General features: G+C 57.0%; 22 protein-coding genes. 10 read left to right on the top strand and 12 right to left on the bottom strand.

Features of this window, described 5'->3' with window-relative positions; genetic code table 11:
* Positions 1–135 precede the first annotated feature (135 nt).
* Positions 136–450, top strand: a complete 315-nt coding sequence (locus AC1MDT_RS22095) for a tetratricopeptide repeat protein (RefSeq protein WP_480418936.1) — start codon at positions 136–138, stop codon at positions 448–450.
* On the opposite strand, the gene AC1MDT_RS22090 is transcribed toward AC1MDT_RS22095, so the two are convergent.
* From AC1MDT_RS22090 to tag, 3 genes are all read right to left on the bottom strand, one after another.
* The gene (locus AC1MDT_RS22090; RefSeq protein ID WP_480418935.1) at positions 451–690 is read right to left on the bottom strand and encodes a PilZ domain-containing protein; all 240 of its coding nucleotides are present in this window, start codon (positions 688–690) and stop codon (positions 451–453) included.
* Positions 691–835: 145 nt separating this feature from the next.
* Complete coding sequence (locus AC1MDT_RS22085; RefSeq protein ID WP_480418934.1) at positions 836–1723, bottom strand: lysophospholipid acyltransferase; 888 nt, start codon at positions 1721–1723, stop codon at positions 836–838.
* A gap of 40 nt (positions 1724–1763) precedes the next feature.
* Complete coding sequence (tag, locus tag AC1MDT_RS22080; protein ID WP_480418933.1) at positions 1764–2321, bottom strand: DNA-3-methyladenine glycosylase I; 558 nt, start codon at positions 2319–2321, stop codon at positions 1764–1766.
* An 81-nt stretch (positions 2322–2402) separates the two neighbouring features.
* On the opposite strand from tag, the gene glyQ reads away from it, so the two are divergent.
* The 4 genes from glyQ to AC1MDT_RS22060 all read left to right on the top strand — a co-directional run bounded on the left by glyQ (position 2403) and on the right by AC1MDT_RS22060 (position 6814).
* Complete coding sequence (glyQ, locus tag AC1MDT_RS22075; RefSeq protein ID WP_003213601.1) at positions 2403–3356, top strand: glycine--tRNA ligase subunit alpha; 954 nt, start codon at positions 2403–2405, stop codon at positions 3354–3356.
* Complete coding sequence (glyS, locus tag AC1MDT_RS22070; RefSeq protein WP_480418932.1) at positions 3353–5407, top strand: glycine--tRNA ligase subunit beta; 2055 nt, start codon at positions 3353–3355, stop codon at positions 5405–5407. Before glyQ ends, glyS begins: the two co-directional genes overlap by 4 nt.
* A gap of 4 nt (positions 5408–5411) precedes the next feature.
* Complete coding sequence (gmhB, locus tag AC1MDT_RS22065; RefSeq protein ID WP_414909977.1) at positions 5412–5951, top strand: D-glycero-beta-D-manno-heptose 1,7-bisphosphate 7-phosphatase; 540 nt, start codon at positions 5412–5414, stop codon at positions 5949–5951.
* 83 nt (positions 5952–6034) lie between these two features.
* Positions 6035–6814 carry a lysophospholipid acyltransferase family protein gene (locus tag AC1MDT_RS22060; protein WP_414909810.1) on the top strand — a complete coding sequence of 260 codons (780 nt, stop codon included), beginning with the start codon at positions 6035–6037 and terminating at the stop codon, positions 6812–6814.
* A gap of 167 nt (positions 6815–6981) precedes the next feature.
* Here the strand turns inward: AC1MDT_RS22060 and AC1MDT_RS22055 are convergent, their stop codons facing one another.
* Positions 6982–8514, bottom strand: coding sequence for a sensor histidine kinase (locus AC1MDT_RS22055; RefSeq protein WP_480418931.1), 1533 nt, complete (start codon positions 8512–8514; stop codon positions 6982–6984).
* 166 nt (positions 8515–8680) lie between these two features.
* On the opposite strand from AC1MDT_RS22055, the gene AC1MDT_RS22050 reads away from it, so the two are divergent.
* Entirely contained in the window at positions 8681–9400 is a 720-nt protein-coding gene (locus AC1MDT_RS22050; protein WP_480418930.1) for a response regulator transcription factor, read from the top strand.
* A gap of 97 nt (positions 9401–9497) precedes the next feature.
* Here the strand turns inward: AC1MDT_RS22050 and AC1MDT_RS22045 are convergent, their stop codons facing one another.
* From AC1MDT_RS22045 to dnaA, 8 genes are all read right to left on the bottom strand, one after another.
* A complete protein-coding gene (locus AC1MDT_RS22045; RefSeq protein WP_480418929.1) occupies positions 9498–11057 on the bottom strand; it encodes an amino acid ABC transporter permease/ATP-binding protein in 1560 nt (519 codons plus the stop codon).
* A gap of 64 nt (positions 11058–11121) precedes the next feature.
* Positions 11122–11913 carry an ABC transporter substrate-binding protein gene (locus AC1MDT_RS22040; RefSeq protein WP_480418928.1) on the bottom strand — a complete coding sequence of 264 codons (792 nt, stop codon included), beginning with the start codon at positions 11911–11913 and terminating at the stop codon, positions 11122–11124.
* A gap of 46 nt (positions 11914–11959) precedes the next feature.
* Positions 11960–13030, bottom strand: coding sequence for an isopenicillin N synthase family dioxygenase (locus tag AC1MDT_RS22035; protein ID WP_480418927.1), 1071 nt, complete (start codon positions 13028–13030; stop codon positions 11960–11962).
* 14 nt (positions 13031–13044) lie between these two features.
* The gene (locus AC1MDT_RS22030) at positions 13045–13896 is read right to left on the bottom strand and encodes a sugar phosphate isomerase/epimerase family protein (protein WP_480418926.1); all 852 of its coding nucleotides are present in this window, start codon (positions 13894–13896) and stop codon (positions 13045–13047) included.
* 326 nt (positions 13897–14222) lie between these two features.
* Positions 14223–16640, bottom strand: coding sequence for a DNA topoisomerase (ATP-hydrolyzing) subunit B (gyrB, locus tag AC1MDT_RS22025; RefSeq protein ID WP_414909823.1), 2418 nt, complete (start codon positions 16638–16640; stop codon positions 14223–14225).
* 5 nt (positions 16641–16645) lie between these two features.
* Positions 16646–17749, bottom strand: a complete 1104-nt coding sequence (gene recF / locus AC1MDT_RS22020) for a DNA replication/repair protein RecF (RefSeq protein ID WP_480418925.1) — start codon at positions 17747–17749, stop codon at positions 16646–16648.
* Positions 17750–17769: 20 nt separating this feature from the next.
* Positions 17770–18873 carry a DNA polymerase III subunit beta gene (gene dnaN, locus AC1MDT_RS22015; protein WP_414909825.1) on the bottom strand — a complete coding sequence of 368 codons (1104 nt, stop codon included), beginning with the start codon at positions 18871–18873 and terminating at the stop codon, positions 17770–17772.
* A gap of 39 nt (positions 18874–18912) precedes the next feature.
* Positions 18913–20430 (bottom strand): chromosomal replication initiator protein DnaA, encoded by a 1518-nt coding sequence (gene dnaA, locus AC1MDT_RS22010; RefSeq protein ID WP_480418924.1) that lies wholly within the window; start codon positions 20428–20430, stop codon positions 18913–18915.
* A gap of 568 nt (positions 20431–20998) precedes the next feature.
* On the opposite strand from dnaA, the gene rpmH reads away from it, so the two are divergent.
* The 4 genes from rpmH to yidC are packed head-to-tail and all read left to right on the top strand — an operon-like array spanning position 20999 to position 23477.
* Positions 20999–21133, top strand: a complete 135-nt coding sequence (gene rpmH, locus AC1MDT_RS22005) for a 50S ribosomal protein L34 (protein ID WP_003213577.1) — start codon at positions 20999–21001, stop codon at positions 21131–21133.
* A 16-nt stretch (positions 21134–21149) separates the two neighbouring features.
* Positions 21150–21551, top strand: coding sequence for a ribonuclease P protein component (rnpA, locus tag AC1MDT_RS22000; RefSeq protein WP_480422847.1), 402 nt, complete (start codon positions 21150–21152; stop codon positions 21549–21551).
* Complete coding sequence (gene yidD, locus AC1MDT_RS21995) at positions 21544–21789, top strand: membrane protein insertion efficiency factor YidD (protein ID WP_414909827.1); 246 nt, start codon at positions 21544–21546, stop codon at positions 21787–21789. Before rnpA ends, yidD begins: the two co-directional genes overlap by 8 nt.
* A gap of 2 nt (positions 21790–21791) precedes the next feature.
* On the top strand, positions 21792–23477 hold the full coding sequence (gene yidC / locus AC1MDT_RS21990) for a membrane protein insertase YidC (RefSeq protein WP_480418923.1): 1686 nt from the start codon (positions 21792–21794) through the stop codon (positions 23475–23477).
* Positions 23478–23506: the final 29 nt, after the last annotated feature.

The following is a 23506-nucleotide window of genomic DNA, read 5'->3' as shown; positions in this document are numbered from 1 at the left end:
CCCCTTCGCGAGCAGGCTCGCTCCCACAATGAAATCTGTGTTCAATGAAGATCAACTGTGGGAGCGAGCCTGCTCGCGATATCGGTCTCACTGAGACAGATCAACCCCTGACCCACCTCAACAAGGAATCCACCCATGCTCGAATCCCTGGAAAAAATGCTCGCCAAGGGTGTGGATAACTCATTGCTGCGCTTCGGCCTGGGCAAGGGTTATCTGGATCTTGGGGAAAACGCCAAGGCGGCGGAGCATTTTCAGCGCTGCGTCGAGTTCGACCCGAAGTACTCGGCCGCCTGGAAGCTGTTGGGCAAGGCCCATCTAGCGCTGACGGACTATCCGGCCGCGCGTCAGGCGTGGGAACAGGGGCTGGAAGCCGCTCGCGCCCATGGCGACAAGCAGGCGGAGAAGGAAATGACGGTGTTTCTCAAAAAGCTCGATCGTCAGGCGCTCTGATTAGAGATAGCGCAAGCCAATCCCTTCAGCATCCACCTGCACCACTTCCATGCGAACCCGTGGCGCGCCTGTGGGTAAATCCTGCACCTGACCCACCACCACTGCGCCCTTCGGTAATGATGACAAGCCTGGATGCTTGACATAGACCCCCGTGGTCGAGAGATTGCGGGTCTGGCCCAGGCACTCGCCGATGCTTTCATGGCTGATCTTGATGCGAAACGATTTGCGCTGTTCGGACATCTTCTGCGCCCTTTTATTGCAGGAGCGAGCTTGCTCGCGAGGAACGTGAACGCTGACGAATGCTGCATGGGCGAAACGCGGCGCCCTCAAGACCATCGCGAGCGAGCTCGCTCCTACAAGTTATCCACAGTTCATGCCAATTAATTCAATACCAGCGCTCTTCGCCCGGCGGACGCTTCTTGAAGCGCTTCATACTCCACATGTACTGACTCGGATACGCCCGCACATAGCGCTCAACGACCCGGCTCATGGCCGCGCAGGACGTTTCAGTATCAGTGCTATACATGGCTTCTGGTGCAGCTTCGAGGATCACTTTGTAGCCCGAACCGTCCGGCAGACGCAGGGCGTGCAGAAACACCCCTACCGCTTTGCCGCCGGCCAACATGTTCGGTACAAACTTGCTGGTCAGCGCCTGAGTGGCGAAGAACGGCACAAAGATCCCGGCGGACTCGGCCGGTTCCGGGTCAGCGGGAATGCCCACTGCACCACCTTTGCGCACTTCCTTGATCACACTAAGAATGCCTTCCTTGGTGGACGCGGCGACTCTGTTACCCAGTTGCACACGTTGCTTGCGCAGCAATTCATCCACCGCCTTCAACTTCGGCGGGCGGTAAAAAATGATCGGTTTGCATTGGCTGCAATAGAAGTGGTTCAACACTTCCCAGTTACCCAGGTGACTGGTGATCCCGACCACGCCTTTGCCGGAAGCAAGCGCGTCCTTTAATACGTCGAGGCCTTCGACTTCGCGAACCAGATCAATAGAGCGCTGAGCCGGCCAGATCCAGGCGCAAGCGCTTTCAGTCAGGGACTTGCCGATGTCTTTGAGACTCTGGCCTACCAGGCGCTCGCGCTCGATCGGATCCATATCCGGGAAGCACTTGGACAGATTGATCCGCACCACGTCACGGGAACGGTTAGGGGTTTTCCACATCACCCAGCCAATGGCCGAGCCCACGGCCTGCACTGCCCGCCACGGAAGCAGGGCAAACAGCCGAAGAGCGCCTACCAGCAAGGCGCCTTTAAACTTATCCACAGGTCACTCCTGATTTTATGCGGTGCGCGAGGCGGCTATTCTAACCGCCGTTGGCCAACGCCGCGTAGCGATCGCAATCCTGTGTGTGGTCCATGACCATGCCGGAGGCCTGCATCAGCGCGTAGCAAATGGTCGGGCCGACGAACGTGAAACCGGCCTTTTTCAGGCCTTTGCTCATCTCCACGGCGACGGGAGTGACCGCCGGGACTTCGGTGCGATCCTTGAAATGATTGATCACAGGCTTGCCACCAACGAACGACCAGAGAAACTCCACCGGGTCCTCCAGCGCCATCCAGGCCTGGGCATTGCGCCGGGCCGCGTTGAGTTTGAGGCGGTTGCGGATGATGCCCGGATCGAGCATTAATTCATCGATTTCGGCGTCGCTCATCTGCGCCACGCGTTGTACGTCGAAGCCGAACAGCGCCTCGCGATAACGCTCGCGTTTTCGCAGCACAGTGATCCAGGAAAGACCGGCCTGGAACCCTTCGAGCAAAAGCAACTCGAACAATCCCTGCGCATCGCGTAGCGGCGTGCCCCACTCCTGATCGTGATAAGCCATGTACAGCGGATCTTCGGAACACCAAAAGCAGCGTGGCATAAGGCTCCAGGGGGCGTGCGCAGCAATGAATCGGGTATACTCCCGCTCTTTAAATCGCAGCCCAAGAAACAGGTGAATTTCGTGAGCCAGCCTACGCCAGCCGTGCGTACCTTCCAAGACTTGATCCTCGCACTCCAGCAATACTGGGCCGAGCAAGGTTGCGTGGTACTTCAGCCCTACGATATGGAAGTAGGCGCCGGGACTTTCCACACGGCCACGTTTCTGCGCGCCATTGGCCCGGAAACCTGGAACGCCGCTTATGTGCAGCCCAGTCGTCGCCCGACTGACGGCCGCTACGGCGAAAACCCGAACCGTCTGCAGCACTACTACCAGTTTCAGGTTGTCCTGAAGCCGAACCCGGACAACTTCCAGGAACTGTACCTGGGCTCCCTCAAGCACGTCGGCCTGGACCCGTTGGTCCACGATATTCGCTTCGTGGAAGACAACTGGGAATCGCCGACACTGGGCGCCTGGGGTCTGGGCTGGGAAGTCTGGCTCAACGGCATGGAAGTGACACAGTTCACTTACTTCCAGCAAGCGGGCGGCATCGAGTGCTACCCGGTGACCGGCGAGATCACTTACGGTCTGGAACGACTGGCCATGTACCTGCAAGGCGTGGACTCGGTCTACGACCTGGTCTGGGCTGACGGTCCGTTCGGCAAAGTCACTTACGGCGACGTGTTCCACCAGAACGAAGTAGAGCAGTCGACCTACAACTTCGAACACGCCAACGTCGAGAAGCTGTTCGAACTGTTCGACTTCTACGAAAGCGAAGCCAAGCGCCTGATCGAACTCGACCAGCCGCTGCCGTTGCCGAGCTACGAAATGGTGTTGAAGGCCTCCCACACCTTCAACCTGCTGGATGCGCGCCGGGCGATCTCGGTGACCGCGCGTCAGCAATACATTCTACGAGTACGCACCCTGGCGCGTTCCGTTGCGCAAGCCTACCTGCTGGCTCGCGCCAAGCTGGGCTTCCCGATGGCGACCCCGGACCTGCGTGATGAAGTGTTGGCTAAGCTGGAGGCTGCACAATGAGTGCTCTGGATTTTCTGGTTGAACTGGGCACTGAAGAACTGCCACCCAAAGCCCTGAACACCTTGGCCGAGGCGTTCCTGGCCGGTATCGACAAAGGCCTGCAAGCCGCTGGCCTGAACTACGAGACCAAAACCGTCTACGCCGCGCCGCGTCGTCTGGCCGTGCTGATCACCGCGCTGTCGACTCAGCAGCCGGATCGCAGCATCAACCTCGATGGCCCGCCACGTCAGGCCGCGTTCGATGCCGAAGGCAACCCGACGCAAGCGGCACTGGGCTTCGCCAAGAAGTGCGGCGTTGACCTGAGTGAAATCGACCAGAGCGGCGCGAAACTGCGCTACAGCCAAAGCATCGCCGGCAAGCCGACCGCAAGCCTGTTGCCGACCATCGTCGAAGACTCCCTGAACGACCTGCCTATCCCCAAGCGCATGCGCTGGGGTGCCCGCAAGGAAGAATTCGTTCGCCCGACCCAGTGGCTGGTGATGCTGCTCGGTGATCAGGTTATCGACTGCACGATCCTCGCCCAGAAGGCGGGTCGCGACTCCCGTGGTCACCGCTTCCATCACCCGCAAAGCGTGCGCATCACCTCGCCGGCCAACTACTTGGCCGACCTGCGTGCCGCTTACGTACTGGCCGACTCCAACGAGCGTCGCGAGCTGATCAGCAAGCGCACCGAAGAGCTGGCAACGATGCAGGAAGGTACGGCGATCGTTCCTCCGGCCTTGCTTGACGAAGTGACCGCGCTGGTTGAATGGCCGGTGCCGTTGGTGTGCTCGTTCGAGGAGCGGTTCCTCGACGTGCCGCAAGAAGCGCTGATCACCACCATGCAGGACAACCAGAAGTATTTCTGCCTGCTGGATGCCGAGGGCAAGTTGCTGCCACGTTTCATTACCGTGGCCAACATCGAAAGCAAAGACCCGCAGCAGATCATCGCCGGTAACGAGAAAGTGGTTCGCCCACGCCTGACCGACGCCGAGTTCTTCTTCAAGCAAGACAAGAAGCAGAAACTCGAAGACTTCAACCAGCGTCTGCAAAACGTGGTGTTCCAGGAAAAACTCGGCAGCGTCTACGACAAGGCCGAGCGCGTCTCCAAACTGGCCGCGTTCATCGCTCAACGTATTGGTGGCAACGCCGCCTGGGCTTCCCGTGCCGGCCTGCTGTCCAAGTGCGACCTGGCGACCGAGATGGTCGGCGAGTTCCCGGAGATGCAAGGTGTCGCCGGTTACTACTACGCCCTCAACGACGGCGAGCCGGAAGATGTGGCCCTGGCGCTGAACGAGCAGTACATGCCTCGCGGTGCCGGCGCTGAACTGCCGACCACCCTGACCGGCGCGGCCGTGGCCATCGCCGACAAACTCGACACGCTGGTCGGCATCTTCGGCATCGGCATGCTGCCGACCGGTAGCAAAGACCCTTATGCCCTGCGCCGCGCTGCGCTGGGTGTGTTGCGGATCCTGATCGACAAGAAACTCGACCTCGACCTGAACGACGCCGTGGCATTTGCCGTGAATGCGTTTGGTGCCAAGGTCAAGGCTGCCGGTCTGAACGACTCGGTGCTGGAGTTCATCTTCGACCGTCTGCGTGCCCGTTACGAAGACGAAGGCGTCGACGTCGGGACTTACTTGTCGGTCCGCGCCCTGAAACCGGGTTCGGCACTGGACTTCGACCAGCGCGTACAAGCGGTGGAGGCGTTCCGCAAATTGCCGGAAGCCGCTGCGCTGGCCGCCGTGAACAAGCGCGTATCGAACTTGCTGAGCAAGGTCGAAGGTTCTGTTCCTACGGTCGTTGAGGCCAAGTACTTCGATAACGCCAACGAGTTTTCCCTGTACTCGGCGATCCAGCAAGCGGACCAGGCTGTGCAGCCAATGGCCGCAGCGCGTCAATACAGCGAATCCCTGGCGCGCTTGGCTGCCTTGCGTGAGCCGGTGGATGCGTTCTTCGAAGCGGTGATGGTCAACGCGGAAGATGCCAAGGTTCGCGCCAACCGTTATGCGTTGCTCGCGCGTCTGCGTGGACTGTTCCTCGGCGTCGCCGACATCTCGCTGCTGGGTTGAGGGGCTGCTGTTGAAACTGCTGATTCTCGATCGGGACGGGGTGATCAATTACGACTCCGACGCTTACATCAAGTCGGTGGATGAGTGGATTCCGCTCCCGGGTTCGATCGCAGCCATCGCGCAGTTGAGCAAGGCCGGCTGGACGGTAGCGGTTGCTACCAACCAGTCGGGCATCGCTCGCGGCTATTACGACATCGCCACCCTGGACGCCATGCACGAGCGCTTGCGCTCGTTGGTGGCGGAGCAGGGCGGTGAGGTCGGGCTGATCGTCTATTGCCCGCACGGGCCAGACGAAGGCTGCGATTGCCGCAAGCCGAAACCCGGGATGTTGAAAACCATCGCCGCGCATTACAACGTATCACTGACTAATTTATGGTTCGTCGGCGACAGTCTCGGTGACCTGGAAGCCGCCAAAGCCGTCGATTCTCAGCCAGTTTTGGTAAAGACCGGGAAAGGCGAAAAGACTCTGGGCAAGACCCTACCGGCGGGCACCTTGATTTTTGACGATCTGGCGGCGATTGCCGCAGAACTTATCCACAATTAGAGTGCTTCTGAAGATTCCTGACAAAGGATTGATCGGGGGTGCGCTTGAATAGGCGGGCATTGCTCGCAACGGTAAACGTCGCCATGTCGATACTGCAGGCCATTAGAACTTTCCTCTTTTACCTGTTGCTGGGCACCAGCTCCTTGCTTTGGTGCAGCCTGAGCTTTTTTATCGCACCGTTTTTGCCTTTCAAGGCGCGATATCGCTTCATCAATGTGTATTGGTGCCGATGCGCCTTGTGGCTCAGCAAGGTCTTTCTGGGCATTAGTTATGAAGTTAAAGGCGCCGAGAATGTGCCCGATCAGCCCTGCGTGATTCAGTCGAATCACCAGAGCACCTGGGAAACGTTCTTTCTCTCGGCCTACTTCCAACCATTGAGCCAGGTACTGAAGCGCTCGTTGCTGTTTGTGCCGTTCTTCGGCTGGGCCATGGCCATGTTGCGACCGATCGCCATCGACCGTGACAATCCGAAGGCAGCGCTCAAGCATGTGGCGAAGAAAGGCGATGAGCTGCTCAAGGATGGCGTCTGGGTACTGATCTTCCCTGAAGGAACGCGAGTTCCCTACGGCACCGTCGGAAAATTCTCTCGCGGAGGCACCGCTTTAGCGGTCAACGCCGAGCTTCCGGTGCTGCCGATTGCGCACAATGCCGGCAAGTTCTGGCCGAAAACCGGTTGGGCAAAGAAGCAGGGTGTGATCACCGTGATCATCGGGGAACCCATGTATCCAGAAGGCAGTGGGCCTCGAGCCATTGCCGCATTGAACGACCGGGTTCAAGCCTGGAACGAGAACATGCAGCGGGAAATGGGTTCGCTTCCACCGGCGTCACAAGCCCCGGCCGCCAATGATCAAGTGGCTGTCTGAGATTCTGTGGATAACCTGTGCACCGTTTCATTGAAAAGCGTCGCGTTTTGTTTTTAAGTTACTGATTTATATACATATTTCTTAAAACAATAAAACAGCGAAAAAGGTGCATAAGTTTTTTTCGGGCGCAAAAAAACCGGCTGATATAGCCGGTTTTTTTATGTGTTTCATTCCTCGAACAACGGGAAGCGCAGACTGAATCGCGTACCTTGGCCAACGACGCTCTGGCATTCAATTCGCCCACCATGGCGATCCACCACCGCTTTCACCATCGACAGGCCCAAGCCCACTCCATCAATGCCGTGTGCTGAAGAAAAGCGCCGATACTGGCTAAACAGTTCAGGTAGCTCTTCGGCGGCGATGCCTTTGCCCTGGTCAGTGAGGTCACAGGTTAACCAGCCTTCGCCGGACCGAACCTGCAAACTGATACGCGTACCGGATTCGCTGTACTTGATGGCGTTTTCCAGCAAATTGAACAACGCCCGGGTCAACAGCGCCTGATCCGCCATGATCAAACTTTCCTGCGCCTGTTCTTCAACATCATGGACCAATTCAATCTGCTTCATCTGCGCGATGCTCAGCGCCTGATCGAACACGTCCAGCACGAGCATTGACAACAAGCTCGGCTGAAACCGATAGGCCTCAGACTCGGCCTTGGCCAATTGCACGAAGCCGTCCGTCAGGTCCAGGGCCCGGCGCACCTGAAGTTCGATCTGATCGAACAGCTGCAGGTCCCCGCCGACCTGATGCCGATGTACATCAAGCAATGCCAGAATTGCCGAATGCGGTGCCCGCAGGTCGTGGGACAAGAATCGTAATAGCACTGCCCGTTGCTCTTCTGCATCGCGCTCGACACTCAGGTCGGTCAGGCTCAATAACCAACCCACCGGCGTTTCCCCGTCCACCGGCAGCAAGGGCGCACGCTCCAAGCGCAGGCTGCGCTCTTTAACGTCGCGAAACTCCAGCAGCGGCAGTTCGGATAACAGAGCAGGCACGCCTTGAGTCAATGCCGGATACCCCAATCGTGCCAATCGATCAATCACGTCATCGCCCACCAAATCACTGGCAAATAATTCGCGAGACTTACGGTTGCCCAACAGGACTCGCCCGTTCGGGTCGCTAATCAATGTCGCGACCGGCAGATACTCCAACCCGTCCGCAATGAAGCGATGGGTGTCGCGGGTCAGGCTCATGGCTTGCTCAAGCGCTATAACCTGGGCTTGCAAGCGGTCACCGGTGGGGAGGCGCGTACGAGGGCGTTCAGGGAAGATTTTCGGTTCGCTGTCCAGGCGCGCCAACTCCCATCCGAAATAGGTCAACACCACGCTTAGGCGCCGCCAGTTCCAGATCAGATAACCCAGCAGCATACCCAGCACGCTGGGGGTCGGTGACCACCAATGTTGTAGCTCTGCCAGACCGGCACTGGCCAGTAATGCAGAACCGATGCCCGCGAGGGTCAACCAAAGCGCCAGGCGCGGCAACCACAACAGCAATCCCAGTACACACATCACCAGTGCCACTGAGAGCAAAGCCCCCAAGGTTGGAGTTGCATCGTGCACGTTAACTTGAATGCGATAGGACAGCAGCGCAGTCATCGGCAGCAGCACCAGACTTATCCACAACCATTCACGCACCAACTGCCGGAACAGCCGTTGCACTTGAGTCGGCTCGCGGCTTTCCAGGCGGCGTTCATCCATCATGAGTATCACTGAAGGAACAGGGAATTTCGTTCATGAGTCACAGGTCCGAATGGATGATTGAAATCATAGCGGACCAACGGCAGGCCGCTTCCTTTCACGCCCCCCGAACGAGTGGCTATTGTCTTAATACAGCGCACCGCTCCCTGAACCCAAGGAACTACCGCCCATGCGTGTCGCGATACTGGACGATGAACCGGCTGAACTGCGCCGGGTAGAACAGGCCCTGCACCAGATGGCCGAGCCGGGTGAAGAAACCTGGTCCTTGAGCAGTTTCGAGAGGGGAGAGGACCTGTTGCACCAACTGCGCCGGGACACCTATGACCTGCTGATCCTCGACTGGCAACTGCCGGACCTCAGCGGCCTCGCACTGCTGAGCTGGACTCGCGAACATATAGACGCGCCGCCAGCTGCCATCATGCTCACCAGTCGCGACACTGAGAGTGACATCGTCCAGGCGTTAAATGCCGGAGCCGATGATTACGTCAGCAAGCCATTCCGTCCCAATGAATTGAAAGCTCGTGTCGCTGCTGTTCTGCGTCGCCACAGTCAGCAACGGCATGCTGCGGTAGAAGTGTTAAGTTTCAGTGATCTGGTATTCGACGATGTCGAACTCACCGTAAAACGCGCCGGCAGCCCGATTCTCTTGACGGAACGAGAGTATCGGCTGGCACGCTGTCTATTCAGCAACCTTGGGCGACCGCTGTCCCGAGAGTACCTTTATCAGCGATTCTGGACACACGAAGAGATGGACTCCTCACGCCCCCTGGACACGCACATCTATCGTTTGCGCAATAAGCTCGGGCTGACGGCCGATCGTGGCTGGCAGCTGCTGACGATTTATGGCTATGGGTATCGGTTGGAAAGTGTGGCGGCGGTGGCTGAGTAAATCGCGACACTTGGCAGGTAATAAAAAAGGCCAACGCATGAGCGTTGGCCTTTTCGTTTGGGCGGCCCCATCGCGGCCGGGCGTGGGGTCAAATCATTTATTGCGCGAGGATGGCCCCCAGCTCATTGGGCTGCGGCTCAACCACTGAGGTATCGATGCCCATGAAGCGGCGCACGCGTTCGGCAGAATCGGCAGTGCGAATCGTGCTTGGCGCGGCATCGAGTTGAATATTGCCGTTCTCCATGAAAATCACCCGGTCGGAAATCGACATGGCAAAGTCCATTTCGTGGGTCACGATCAGCATGGTCATGCCTTCCTTGGCCAGGTCGCGGATGACGTTCAGCACGTCGTTGACCAGTTCCGGGTCGAGGGCAGAGGTCGGCTCGTCGAAGAGCATGATCTGCGGCTCCATCGCCAGGGCTCGAGCGATCGCGACGCGCTGTTGCTGCCCGCCAGAGAGCTGGTGCGGGTACTTGTGGGCATGGGCCAACAGACCGACCTTGTCCAGCAGCGCATAAGCACGATGTTCGCTCAGCTCACCCGCAAGGCCATGGTAGCGCGGCGCCAGCGTGACGTTGTCGAGAATGGTGCGGTGCGGGAACAGGTTGAAGTTCTGGAACACCATGCCAATGTGCCGCACGCCTTTGCGCAGACGGGCGCTGTTGGGTTTGTCCGTCGCCTCGATGAATTTTTCACCGAACAACTGAATGTCACCTGTATCAATGCTTTCCAGGCCGTTGACCGTGCGGATTAGCGAAGTTTTGCCGGAACCGGATGGGCCAATGATAGAGACCACCTGGCCAAATTCGACATTCAGGTCAATCCCCATCAGCACTTGGTGCGTGCCGTAGCTCTTCTGGATGTTCGTCAGTTGCAGGATTGGCAACGGGTTGTTGCCCGCGGTTTTGGGCGCATTGTCGGGCAAGGCTTCGGCGCAGGCCTTGAGCTTGGCCATTGCGGCCGCGTCGAGTGTTTGCGGCTTGCGGTAATTCAGGTCCAGGTAGCGCTCCAGGCGCTGCAGGAAATAACCGAACACAGTGACGATCAGCACGTAGTACACCGCCACCGCAGCCAGGGTTTCCATGACCAGAAAGTTGGTTGCATAGAGGCGTTGGCCGACCGTGAGAATTTCGGTCAGGGAGATGACCGAGACCAGCGACGTCAGCTTGACCACAGTGATGTATTCATTGATCAACGTAGGCAGCGAGATACGGAAAGCCTGGGGAATCACGATCAAGCGCTGCATGCCGAACTGGCCAACACCCAGCGCGCGGCCGGCTTCCTTCTGGCCCTTGGCCACGGAGATCAGACCACCACGGTGGATTTCCGCCATGTAAGCCGCTTCCGTGACCACCAGGGCCAGCAAGCCGGAGTAGAAGGGGTTGGACAGAATCGGGCCGCTACCGGGAAACAATTGCGGCAAGTTGTAGACGAAGACCACCAGCACCAGCAACGGGATGCTGCGGAAGAACCAGATGTAGACCGCCGCGGGAATGCGCAGTAAGGGTGACTGGGACAGCTTGGCCGAGGCCAGGCCAAAGCCCAGCAGCATGCCGAGGAACCAGGCCAGGGCACTGAGCTGGACCACAGTAACGCAGGCTTTCCAGAAGTCCGGCAGGGAGAATAGGGATAAAAAATAAGACCAATCGAATTGCATAGGGCACCTCAATCTGCCGCCCCGGTGAGGGGGAGGCAGATGACCAAACTACAAGGACACGTTATTAGTTAGCAGTCGGTTCTTCCAAGGCATATTTCTTGAGAATAGCGGCATACTCACCACTCTTTTTGGTTTCCTCGAAGGCTTTTTGCACGGCCTTGAAGGTTTCGTCGTTACCTTTCTTGACGAAAATACCCAAGGTTTGCTGATAGATCGGACTGTCGGTGGTGATCACTACCCGGCCGTTGGTCTTGTCCGCGATCATTTTTGCCGCGCCAGCGATTTCAACCTGGGCCTGGATGTTCTTGGACAACAGGGCTTGGGTCACTTCAGGCGCAGACGGGTACTCGCTGACGGTGATGGCGCCTTTATTGTTCGGCACGCAGTAATCATCGGAGAGTTTCTTGAAGTCTTTGACCCAGGTGGTGCCCTGTTCCAGGCCCAGTTTCAAACCGCACAGGTCTTCAGGCTTTTTCGCGTTGATCGGGCTGCCCTGGGGCACCATGACCGCTGCACCGGTATTGGCATAGGCGATGGTCTGGGCCTGGGTCTGGCGCTCCGGTGTGATGTACATGCCGGAAATAATCGCGTCGTACTTACCGGAGTTCAGGCCGAGGATCAGGCTCGGGAATTTGGTATCGACAAACTCCACCTTGGCGTTCATGTGCTTGGCCAGGATCGTTGCCAGCTCTGGGTCCGAACCCACCACGTTTTTGTCCTTGTCATAGGACTCGAACGGAGGATAGGTGATTTCCATGCCGACCTTGAACGTGTCTGCGGCCATGCTCACCGAGGCACCGAGCATACCGGCTGCCAATACGGTCATGCACAAAAGTGTGTTCTTATTATTTTTCATTATTTACTGACTCCGGTGTAGGTAAGTGTGTAGCTGAAAACGTCAATCAAGACGGTTGTGCCTGATTTTTCAAGTGCCCGAAACTGGCGGGTTTACGTGCCTTCTCTGGCAGTAGAACTTCTCCATTGGCCACCCGCTGGCGCAGATACTGATAGGTCTGCAGCGCTTGGCCATACATGTGTTCGCCAATGGCGATTTCTTCGTAGTCCTTACCGGCCTGGGCGAACGCGGGCAGCGGCTTGATCTGGGTGTGGTAGTCACAGGCATAAAACAGTGGAAAGGAATAACGCTCCTCACTCACGCTCCGTACCCGGTGTGTAGTGGCAACGAATGCACCTGCCGTCATCACTTCAAGCATGTCGCCGATATTGACCACAAAAGCACCTGCAATCGGTGATGCATCAATCCAGTGGCCAAGGTTGTTCATCACCTCAAGGCCAGGTTTGTCGGCCAGGAGGATGGTGAAGCACTCGTAATCAGTATGGGCGCCAATGCCCGGTGCATCGTGGGCTGCACCGTCAAAAGGATAGTGGATCAGGCGCAACTTGGAAGGCGGACGAGTGACCATGCTGTCAAAATAGTTTTCTTCCAGGCCCAGGGCCAGGGCGAAGCCGCCAAACAAGCGCTGGCCCAAGGCGAAGATCGCTTCATAGTAGGCCTGAACCGACGCTTTGAATCCCGGCAGCTGCGGCCAATTGTTGGGCCCCAGTAATGGGGTTTTGGCCAGCACCAGCGGGTCATCGGCCGGGACTTCGAAGCCGACGTCGAAGGCTTCCTTGTGATCCGGCTTGCCCTTTGAGTAGACCTCTTCGCCTTCCGGTACAAAGCCCTTGTGGGTTTGCGAGGTGCCGATGTAGTGCTGCATCTTGATGTCGAAGGACTGGTCGAAAAAGTCCTTGGCAGCCTTACGCAGGTTGGTGATCAGTTGCGGGTCGATACCGTGATCGGTGATATAGAGGAACCCGACTTCACTGGCGGCACGACCCAATTGTTCGGCCACGGCCAAGCGGTGTTCCAATTCAAAGCTGAACAGACCGGCGATGTTTACCACCGGGATGTTCTTGAAGTTAGCTGTCTGTGTGTCAGTGCTGGCGCTGTTGTTTTTATTGTCAGGCATGACGCAGCGGCTCCCTAAGGGTTACTCGAGTGGCTGAAACGATTGAAGTGTTCACGCTCGGTCTTGCCCATCCACACGTTCAATGACCACAGGTCGGCGACTGGAACATTAGTGAAAGGCAAATGATGCAGGTAGCCGTCGGCACCGAACTCCGGGGTCAGGGTGCTGACCTGATAGCCGCGGGCTTGCTGCGAGCGCCAGATACTTTCCCAGTGCTGCTGGTGGAAGGCCAGTTCTTTTGCATATTCGGGGGCCGCCGGGTGCGGAACCTGTGGGCCCTGGTCATAACCAACCCGCGCCTGGATATGGTGAACCCGTTCGATGAAGGCGCTCAGGTCATCGGCCGGGTCATTCAACAAGCGCTCGCAGGTCACAACCCAATGGCTGATGTCACTGGTGAACAACAGGTCAGGCAGTTGCCGGATCAACTCCAGGGTCACCCAGGGGTTGAACAGCGAACGCGAGCGGTGAGTTTCGAAACTGCAGACCTGGCCGTGCTTGCGTGCCAGTTCCAGTGCCTGACCGAAAAACTCAACTTGTTGTGGCAAGGACCAACGATCATTGCCCGCCAGTACGTTGACGAAGCGTGGGCCGAGTTCGGCGGCCCAGGCGAGTTTCTGGTCGAGGTCATTGAGGTGAACGGCGGGGGTCGCCGACTGGTCCGGCAGCACATCGTAGGCGGTGAAGACTGTGCTGATATAGCCCAGGCGATTGGCCTTTAGAAATGCGGCAAACTCAGCCCGTTCACAGGCGTCCAGTGGCAAGCGTGCTTCCATGCCATCAAAGCCCACCTGCAGCAGCTCCTCGAGCGCTTGGGCTTTGCTGGCGGTGTAGCCCCACAGCGTGCGGAAAATTTCCAGTTTCATCGATGATCCTCAAAAATCTCTGGGTACCAAGCCGGTCGCAATCAAATGGTCAGCATCCACAGAGGATTTTTAGCTGGATCTCTGCGTAATCGGGCCCCACTGAACGATGCCGTGGCGGGTTCGCTGTGGAGCTGATGTTAGGCATAGGCTACAGCGCAAAAGAATCTGAAAGATCAAATGAATACTTCAGACTTTCATTAACAAATAGCTAGCTATTAATTTCCCATAAAAAAAGGCCAGCGCGCAGCGCTGGCCTTATATCTGCCCACCCACAGGAGTGGGCGGGCTTCATTTATTGGTGTAAATACTGTGAACCTACACCTGGATCAGAAATCCAGGTTAGAAACCGCCAGGGCGTTGCTTTCGATGAAGTCGCGACGAGGTTCGACCGCATCACCCATCAGGGTGTTGAAGATCTGATCCGCGCCAATGGCGTCTTCGATGGTCACTTTGAGCATCCGGCGCTGGCTTGGGTCCATAGTGGTTTCCCACAGCTGATCCGGGTTCATTTCACCCAGACCTTTGTATCGCTGGATGGTGTGACGCTTGGTGCTTTCAGCCATCAGCCATTCAAGTGCTTCCTTGAACTCGGTGACCGGCTTCTTGCGCTCGCCGCGCTGGATGTACGCGCCTTCGTCCAGCAAGGTGCTCAGTTGAGCGCCCAGGGACACAACAGTCTTGTAATCGTTGCTGCCGAAGAAGTCGCGGTTGAAGGTGATGTAGTTCGACAAGCCGTGGGAGATCAGTTCGACCTCTGGCAGCCAGACGTTACGTTCACGGTCTTCACGCAGACTGGCTTTGTAGACCAGACCGGATTTCTCGACGGTACGCAGACGGACTTCGTACTTGGCCATCCAATCCTGCATCGCTGCGTGGTCGGACAGTTGCTCCATGCTCACTGCTGGCAGGTAGATGAAGTGCTCGGTCAATTCCTGTGGGTACAGGCGCGACAGACGCTTCAGAGTCTTCATTACCAGGCGGAAGTCATTCACCAGACGCTCGAGGGCTGGTCCGGAAATACCCGGGGCTTCCTCGTTCAGGTGCAGGCTCGCATCTTCCAGGGCCGACTGCGTCATGTACTCTTCCATGGCGTCGTCGTCTTTGATGTATTGCTCTTGCTTGCCCTTCTTGACCTTGTACAGCGGTGGCTGAGCGATGTAGATGTAGCCGCGCTCAATCAACTCCGGCAACTGACGGAAGAAGAAGGTCAGCAGCAGGGTACGGATGTGCGAACCGTCGACGTCAGCATCGGTCATGATGATGATGTTGTGGTAACGCAGCTTCGCGATGTTGTACTCGTCACGGCCAATGCCGCAGCCCAGCGCTGTGATCAAGGTGCCCACTTCCTGCGAAGAGATCATCTTGTCGAAACGCGCCTTCTCGACGTTCAGGATCTTGCCTTTCAGGGGCAGGATGGCCTGGGTCTTACGGTTACGTCCCTGCTTGGCGGAGCCGCCAGCAGAGTCACCTTCCACGAGGTACAGTTCGGAGAGGGCAGGGTCTTTTTCCTGGCAGTCAGCCAGTTTGCCCGGCAGGCCGGCAATATCCAGCGCGCCTTTGCGACGGGTCATCTCACGGGCTTTACGCGCCGCTTCACGAGCGCGCGCCGCATCGATCATCTTGCCAACGACCAGTTTGGCTTCGTTCGGGTTTTCCAACAGGAAGTCGGAGAAGTACTTGCCCATTTCCTGTTCGACCGCCGTCTTCACTTCGGAAGAAACCAGCTTGTCTTTGGTCTGGGAGCTGAACTTCGGATCCGGCACTTTCACCGAGATGATCGCGGTCAGGCCTTCACGGGCGTCGTCACCGGTGGTGGCGACTTTGTGCTTTTTCGCCAGACCTTCGGCTTCGATGTAGGTGTTCAGGTTACGTGTCAGAGCGGAACGGAAACCCACCAGGTGAGTACCGCCATCGCGCTGCGGAATGTTGTTGGTGAAGCACAACAGGTTCTCGTTGAAGCTGTCGTTCCATTGCAGGGCGATTTCCACGCCGATGCCGTCTTCACGCTGGATGTTGAAGTGGAATACCTGGTTGACCGGCGTCTTGTTGGTGTTCAAGTACTCAACGAATGCACGCAGGCCGCCTTCGTATTTGAACAGCTCTTCCTTGCCGCTGCGCTCGTCCTTGAGGACGATGCCAACACCGGAGTTGAGGAAGGACAGTTCACGAATCCGCTTGGCCAGGATGTCCCAGCTGAAATGGATATTCTTGAAGGTCAGGTCAGACGGTTTGAAATGAATCTGGGTGCCGGTGGATTCACTTTCACCGACGATTTTCATCGGCTCTTTCGGAACACCGTGGATATAAGTCTGTTCCCAGATCTTGCCGCTACGGCGAACGGTCAGGACCAGCTCTTCAGACAGGGCGTTCACAACCGACACACCTACACCGTGCAAGCCGCCGGATACTTTGTAGGAGTTATCATCGAACTTACCGCCGGCGTGCAGCACGGTCATGATGACCTCGGCTGCCGAAACGCCTTCTTCTTTGTGCACGTCTACCGGAATGCCACGACCGTTGTCGCGAACGGTGATGGACTCGTCCGGATGGATGATGATGCTGATGTCGTCACAGTGGCCGGCGAGCGCTTCGTCGATCGAGTTATCGACCACCTCGAACACCATGTGGTGCAGACCGCTGCCATCGTCGGTGTCACCAATGTACATACCGGGACGTTTGCGTACGGCATCCAGGCCTTTCAGCACTTTAATGCTCGTTGAGTCGTACGTATTTTCTTCGCTCAATGCCTTCACTCCCGATGGTCGTGGGTCTGGGTGATACGGCCCTGTTCCACGTGGAACAAAGCGACTGGCGTTTCCGTCTGCCAGCCTTCCCTCAATAATTCGTGATCTACACAGGTGATAAACACCTGGCAGCGTAAGTCTTCCAGCAAGCGGCAAAGCGCGCGGCGGTGTTGCTCGTCCAGTTCGGACGGCAGGTCATCCACCAGATAAATACACTGGCCGCGTCGGGCCTGGCTAACCAAATGCCCTTGGGCAATCCGCAATGCACAGACCACCAACTTCTGCTGTCCGCGGGACAAGATGTCGGCGGCGTTATGTGCGCCCAACCTAAGACGCAAATCAGCGCGTTGTGGTCCGGCCTGGGTATGACCCATTTGCTGATCCCGCTGAACGGACCCAGCGAGCACTGCACTCAATTCCCGGTCCTTGTCCCAGCCTCGGTAATAGCTGAGCGTCAAACCCTCAAGCTCAACCAATTCGCTCAGGGTCTGTTCAAAGACTGGTTTCAAGGCTTTGATATAAGCGCGGCGGTATTCATCTATTTCAGCGCTGGCCTGGCACAGTTCTCTGTCCCAAACCGCTTGCGAAACGGCGTCAAGTGTACCATGTCGCAGCCAAGAGTTTCTCTGGCGCAGGGCCTTCTGCAAGCGCTGCCAAGTGGACATGAATCGCGGTTCCACGTGGAACACGCCCCAGTCGAGAAACTGCCGACGAATCTTCGGTGCGCCTTCCAGCAAGCGGAAACTGTCGGGGTTGATCAACTGTAATGGCAGGATCTCTGCCAGCTGCGCAGCACTGCGGGCGTTCTGCCCGTCGATACGGATCTGGAATTCCCCTTGGCGGTCGCGCGAAATGCCCAATGCGCTTTGCCCACCCTCAGCCAACTCCACTTGACCAAATACCGTACAGGCAAGTTGCTCATACTGGATAACCGGCAACAAACGGGTGCTACGAAACGAACGGGCAAGCCCCAGCAGGTAAATGGCTTCCAGAACACTGGTTTTGCCGCTGCCGTTGGCGCCGTAAAGAATGTTGATGCGGGGGGAGGGGGAGAAGGTCACCGGGTGCAGATTGCGCACCGCGGTGACCGAGACGCGACTTAAGGACATCTAGCTTCTGCTGAGCATGATTACAGACGCATCGGCATGACAACGTAAGCCGAGTCGTCGTTGTCGGACTCTTGCACCAGCGCACTGCTGTTAGAGTCGGACAGAATCAGCCGAACCTGCTCGGTAGTCATCACGCCGAGCACGTCGAGCAAATAGCTCACGTTGAAGCCGATTTCCAGCGAGCCTCCGTTGTACTCAACGCCCACTTCTTCTTCCGCTTCTTCCTGCTCCGGGTTGTTCGCCTGGATCTTCAGCTGACCATTGGCCAGTTGCAAACGGATACCGCGGTACTTCTCGTTGGACAGAATCGCGGTACGGCTGAAGGCTTCACGCAGGGCCTGGCGATCCCCCAGCACGAGCTTGTCACCACCTTTGGGCAGTACGCGCTCGTAATCAGGGAATTTGCCGTCGACCAGTTTCGACGTAAAGGTGAACTCGCCGGTGGTCGCACGGATGTGGTGTTGACCCAATACGATGCTGACGAGGCCGTCCGGTTCGGTCAGCAGGCGCGCCAGCTCAAGGATACCCTTGCGCGGCACGATCACCTGGTGGCGATCCGGCTGACCGATATCAGCCTGCATCGAGCACATGGCCAAACGGTGACCGTCGGTGGCCACGGCGCGAATAATGCCCGCCGAGACTTCCAGCAGCATACCGTTCAGGTAATAACGCACGTCCTGTTGGGCCATGGCGAAGCTGGTGCGTTCGATCAAACGACGCAGTTTGCTTTGCTGAAGGCTACAGGTCAGCGAACCAGGACCTTCTTCAACAGTCGGGAAATCGTTCGCCGGCAGTGTCGACAAGGTGAAGCGGCTACGGCCAGCCTTCACAACCAACTTCTGCTCGTCGACCTTGATGTCGATCAGCGCGTCGTTCGGCAAGCTCTTGCAGATGTCCATCAGCTTGCGCGCAGGCACGGTGATGGAACCTGGATCAGCCGGTTCTTCGAGTTGCACACGACCGACCAGCTCGACTTCCAGGTCGGTACCGGTCAGCGACAGTTGCTGGCCTTCGACAACCAGCAGCACGTTGGAGAGCACCGGCAAGGTCTGTCGGCGCTCGACGACGCCTGCGACCAGTTGCAGGGGTTTCAACAGGGCTTCGCGTTGAATGGTGAAATGCATGGTCTAGTCCCTTGCCTTAATAAGCTGCGCTGGTGTTCATCAAGTGGTCAGTGTACGCAGCAGGTTCTTGTAGTCCTCGCGGATGTCCGCGTCGGATTCCTTAAGTTCGTTGATCTTGCGGCAGGCGTGCAAAACAGTCGTGTGATCGCGGCCACCAAACACATCGCCGATTTCTGGCAGGCTGTGGTTAGTCAGCTCTTTGGACAAGGCCATGGCCACCTGACGCGGACGGGCAACCGAGCGCGAACGACGCTTGGACAGCAGGTCGGAGATCTTGATCTTGTAGTACTCGGCGACGGTGCGCTGAATGTTATCCACAGAGACCAGTTTGTCTTGCAGTGCCAACAAGTCTTTCAGGGATTCGCGAATCAACTCGATGGTGATATCGCGACCCATGAAGTGTGAGTGAGCGATGACGCGTTTGAGCGCGCCTTCCAGCTCACGTACGTTGGAACGAATACGTTGGGCAATGAAAAACGCCGCGTCGTGGGGCAGATCGACCTTGGCCTGATCAGCCTTCTTCATCAAGATCGCGACACGGGTTTCCAACTCCGGCGGCTCGACAGCTACTGTCAGGCCCCAGCCAAAGCGGGACTTGAGGCGCTCTTCAAGGCCTTCGATTTCTTTCGGGTAGCGGTCACTCGTGAGAATGACCTGCTGGCCACCTTCAAGCAAAGCGTTGAAGGTGTGGAAAAACTCTTCCTGGGACCGTTCCTTGCGGGCGAAGAACTGAATGTCATCGATCAGCAGGGCGTCCACTGAACGGTAGAAGCGCTTGAACTCGTTAATCGCGTTCAGTTGCAGCGCCTTGACCATGTCAGCCACGAAACGCTCGGAATGCAGGTACACGACCTTGGCATTCGGATTCTTCTTTAATAGGTGGTTACCCACAGCGTGCATCAAGTGGGTCTTACCCAAGCCGACGCCGCCATAAAGGAAGAGCGGGTTGTAACCGTGCTTGGGGTTGTCCGCCACTTGCCAGGCCGCGGCCCGGGCCAGTTGGTTGGACTTACCCTCAACGAAGTTCTCGAAGGTGAAGGTACGGTTCAGATAGCTGGTGTGCTTGAGCGCACCTTCAACCTGCACGGTGCGTTGTTCGGAACGAACCGGGGCTTGCTGCGAGCTGGCGCCGGCCATTGGGTCGAAGCTGTCGCGAGACGGCTCTTCACTGACCTCGGCCAGTTTTTGCGTCGAACGCTTGGTCTGAGTGGCTACCGGGGCGGGCGTAGAGCTGACAGGCGCTTGAGCAGCCTGAGCCTGGGAGGCCGCAGCGGCCAATGGTGCGTTAGGCGCAGCGCGCGGTGCCGAACTGCGTTTGCTGCCTATTAATAAGGAAAGCGCAGGCGCCATGCCATTGCCATGCTCATCCAGCAGTTCCAGGACGCGGCCCAGGTACTTTTCATTAACCCAGTCGAGAACAAAACGATTCGGTGCGTAGACACGCAACTCATCGCCTTCGGCTTCGACCTGTAGTGGACGGATCCAAGTGTTGAATTGTTGGGCAGGCAGCTCATCGCGCAAAAGCTCCACGCACTGCTGCCAAAGTTCCACTGACACGGATATCCCCTAAGTTGAAAGCCGGTGAGGCAAAAACAAGCGGCCATTGTAGCGACCGGACGCCGACTTATCCACACGTAGGTTTGTCACCCTTTAAGAAGAATCAACGATTTATGGAGAAAAAAGGCGACCAATGGTCTGTGTATAAGCTCTGTGGATAACCGGGCCTAAGGTCGTTGCACAAGTAGGGGGGAAACTCAGTGGATAACTGTCCTGTGGATAACTACCTGTTTCACACACAGCTTATCCGACAGCGCAGCACAGGCTGACCACCGTTTTCCACCGTAGTTGTCATTCTCTGTACATCACGTTCTATAAGGCCCCAATACAGTTATCCACAGATGATGGCCTCCCTAGCTTTTATAAGCTTTACAGAAAAGCTTTAAATAATTCCCTTCTTTATTTCTATATCTGGAGAAGGACCTGCCAACGGGCAAAACGTCTGGAGATCTATTTATAAGGAAACGTTGGTTGGAAATTGACCTAGAGGCTTGCTTTCTCTAGAATCCCCGGTCTCTTAAAACGGGGGCCATTCCGGCCCGTTGTGGACGAACCAGGTAACACGACAATGAAACGTACTTTCCAACCAAGCACTATCAAACGCGCTCGTACCCACGGTTTCCGTGCTCGCATGGCTACCAAGAACGGTCGTGCCGTCCTGTCGCGTCGTCGCGCCAAAGGTCGTGCGCGTCTGGCAGTTTGATAATCCGGCACTGGAGGTGAGTCAGGACTTCAGTCGGGAAAAGCGTTTGCTTACCCCCCGGCATTTCAAGGCAGTCTTTGACTCCCCTACCGGCAAGGTTCCGGGGAAAAATCTCCTGCTCCTTGCGCGCAACAACGATCTTGATCACCCCCGTCTCGGGCTGGTTATCGGGAAAAAGAGCGTAAAGCTCTCCGTCGAGCGCAATCGCCTCAAACGTCTGATGCGCGAATCGTTCCGTCTGCACCAGGATTCACTGGTCGGTTGGGACATCGTTATCGTCGCGCGCAAAGGTTTGGGTGACGTAGAAAACCCCGAATTGATTCAGCATTTCGGCAAACTCTGGAAGCGTCTGGCACGTAGCTCGCCGGTACCAGCAGTCAAAGCCGAAACTGTAGGGGTAGACAGTCCCGATGCGTAAACTGGCACTCGCTCCGATCCAGTTTTATCGCTATGCCATTAGTCCCCTGATGGCCAATCACTGTCGTTTCTACCCCAGTTGTTCCTGCTACGCGTATGAAGCCATAGAAAATCATGGCCTTCTGCGCGGTGGCTGGCTGGCCTTTCGTCGTTTAGGTCGCTGTCATCCGTGGAATCCCGGTGGTTATGACCCGGTTCCATCTATCCCTACCTCCCGTTCTTCTTCGATGGCCGAGTAATCATGGATATCAAACGCACGATCCTGATCGTCGCCCTGGCAATCGTGTCCTACGTTATGGTTCTTAAATGGAACCAGGACTATGGCCAGGCTGCCTTGCCGACTCAGAATGTTGCTTCCAGTACTACCGCACCGGGCCTACCGGACACGGCGACTGGCAATAATGCTTCTGTCAGTGACGACATTCCACGCGCCGCAAGCGATACCAGTGCCCCTGCACCTGCTGAAACACCAGTAGCTGTAAGCAAAGATCTCATCCAGATCAAAACGGATGTGCTCAACCTGGCTGTCGATCCACAAGGTGGCGATGTTGCCCAGTTGACGCTGCCGCTGTATCCACGTCGCCAGGACCATCCGGAAATTCCATTCCAGCTGTTCGATAACGGCAACGAGCGGACTTATCTGGCTCAAAGCGGCTTGATCGGCACCGACGGCCCGGACGCAAGTCCTACCGGTCGTCCGGTTTACTCTGCGGAGAAGAAGATCTACCAACTGGCTGACGGTCAGGACCAATTGGTCGTGGACCTGAAGTTCAGCAAGGACGGCGTCAATTACATCAAGCGTTTCACGCTGAAACGTGGCCTGTATGACGTAACCGTTTCCTACTTGATCGACAACGAAAGCGCCAAGCCTTGGTCCGGTGCGATGTTCGCGCAATTGAAGCGCGACGCCAGCGCCGATCCTTCTTCCAGCACTGCCACCGGCACCGCGACTTACCTGGGCGCCGCCCTGTGGACAAGTAACGAGCCGTACAAGAAAGTGTCGATGAAGGACATGGACAAGGCTCAGCTGAAAGAAACCGTAAACGGTGGTTGGGTTGCATGGTTGCAACACTACTTCGTGACCGCGTGGATTCCGGCGAAGGGCGAAAACAACGTCGTCCAGACCCGTAAAGACAGCAAAGGCAACTACATCATCGGTTACACAGCGCCAGCATTGACTGTTGCGCCGGGTGCAAAAGCTGAAGTCAGCGCTGTTCTGTACGCCGGCCCGAAAAGCCAGGCGGTGCTGAAACAGTTGTCCCCAGGTCTGGAACTGACCGTCGACTACGGCATTCTGTGGTTCATTGCCCAGCCAATCTTCTGGTTGCTGCAACACATCCACGCGATTGTCGGTAACTGGGGTTGGTCGATCATCTTCCTGACCATGCTGATCAAAGGGATCTTCTTCCCGCTGTCGGCTGCCAGCTACAAATCCATGGCGCGCATGCGCGCAGTGGCACCGAAACTGGCCGCGCTGAAAGAGCAACATGGCGACGACCGGCAGAAAATGTCGCAAGCCATGATGGAGCTGTACAAGAAAGAGAAGATCAATCCGCTCGGTGGCTGCTTGCCAATCGTCGTGCAGATGCCGGTTTTCCTTTCGCTGTACTGGGTTCTGCTGGAAAGCGTTGAAATGCGCCAGGCGCCGTTCATGCTGTGGATTACTGACCTGTCGATCAAGGATCCGTTCTTCATTCTGCCGATCATCATGGGCGCCACCATGTTCATCCAGCAGCAGTTGAACCCGACACCTCCGGATCCGATGCAGGCCAAGGTGATGAAGCTGATGCCGATCATCTTCACCTTCTTCTTCCTGTGGTTCCCGGCTGGTCTGGTGCTGTACTGGGTAGTGAACAACTGCCTGTCCATCACCCAACAGTGGTACATCACCCGTAAAATCGAACGAGCTACTAAAGCAACCGCTTGATTTACACTGTGGATAACCACTCAAAACGC

It is taken from the genome of Pseudomonas sp. ASL7, from assembly GCF_056680375.1.
This window is presented reverse-complemented; position numbering and strand designations above follow the sequence as displayed.

Coding starts and splice junctions, on each gene's coding strand:
- AC1MDT_RS22095 (WP_480418936.1), top strand. CDS start 136: ATGCTCGAATCCCTGGAAAAAATGCTCGCCAAGGGTGTGGATAACTCA.
- AC1MDT_RS22090 (WP_480418935.1), bottom strand. CDS start 690: ATGTCCGAACAGCGCAAATCGTTTCGCATCAAGATCAGCCATGAAAGC.
- tag (WP_480418933.1), bottom strand. CDS start 2,321: ATGCCACGCTGCTTTTGGTGTTCCGAAGATCCGCTGTACATGGCTTAT.
- glyS (WP_480418932.1), top strand. CDS start 3,353: ATGAGTGCTCTGGATTTTCTGGTTGAACTGGGCACTGAAGAACTGCCA.
- AC1MDT_RS22060 (WP_414909810.1), top strand. CDS start 6,035: ATGTCGATACTGCAGGCCATTAGAACTTTCCTCTTTTACCTGTTGCTG.
- AC1MDT_RS22055 (WP_480418931.1), bottom strand. CDS start 8,514: ATGATGGATGAACGCCGCCTGGAAAGCCGCGAGCCGACTCAAGTGCAA.
- AC1MDT_RS22050 (WP_480418930.1), top strand. CDS start 8,681: ATGCGTGTCGCGATACTGGACGATGAACCGGCTGAACTGCGCCGGGTA.
- AC1MDT_RS22045 (WP_480418929.1), bottom strand. CDS start 11,057: ATGCAATTCGATTGGTCTTATTTTTTATCCCTATTCTCCCTGCCGGAC.
- AC1MDT_RS22040 (WP_480418928.1), bottom strand. CDS start 11,913: ATGAAAAATAATAAGAACACACTTTTGTGCATGACCGTATTGGCAGCC.
- AC1MDT_RS22035 (WP_480418927.1), bottom strand. CDS start 13,030: ATGCCTGACAATAAAAACAACAGCGCCAGCACTGACACACAGACAGCT.
- AC1MDT_RS22030 (WP_480418926.1), bottom strand. CDS start 13,896: ATGAAACTGGAAATTTTCCGCACGCTGTGGGGCTACACCGCCAGCAAA.
- recF (WP_480418925.1), bottom strand. CDS start 17,749: ATGTCCTTAAGTCGCGTCTCGGTCACCGCGGTGCGCAATCTGCACCCG.
- dnaN (WP_414909825.1), bottom strand. CDS start 18,873: ATGCATTTCACCATTCAACGCGAAGCCCTGTTGAAACCCCTGCAACTG.
- rpmH (WP_003213577.1), top strand. CDS start 20,999: ATGAAACGTACTTTCCAACCAAGCACTATCAAACGCGCTCGTACCCAC.
- yidD (WP_414909827.1), top strand. CDS start 21,544: ATGCGTAAACTGGCACTCGCTCCGATCCAGTTTTATCGCTATGCCATT.
- yidC (WP_480418923.1), top strand. CDS start 21,792: ATGGATATCAAACGCACGATCCTGATCGTCGCCCTGGCAATCGTGTCC.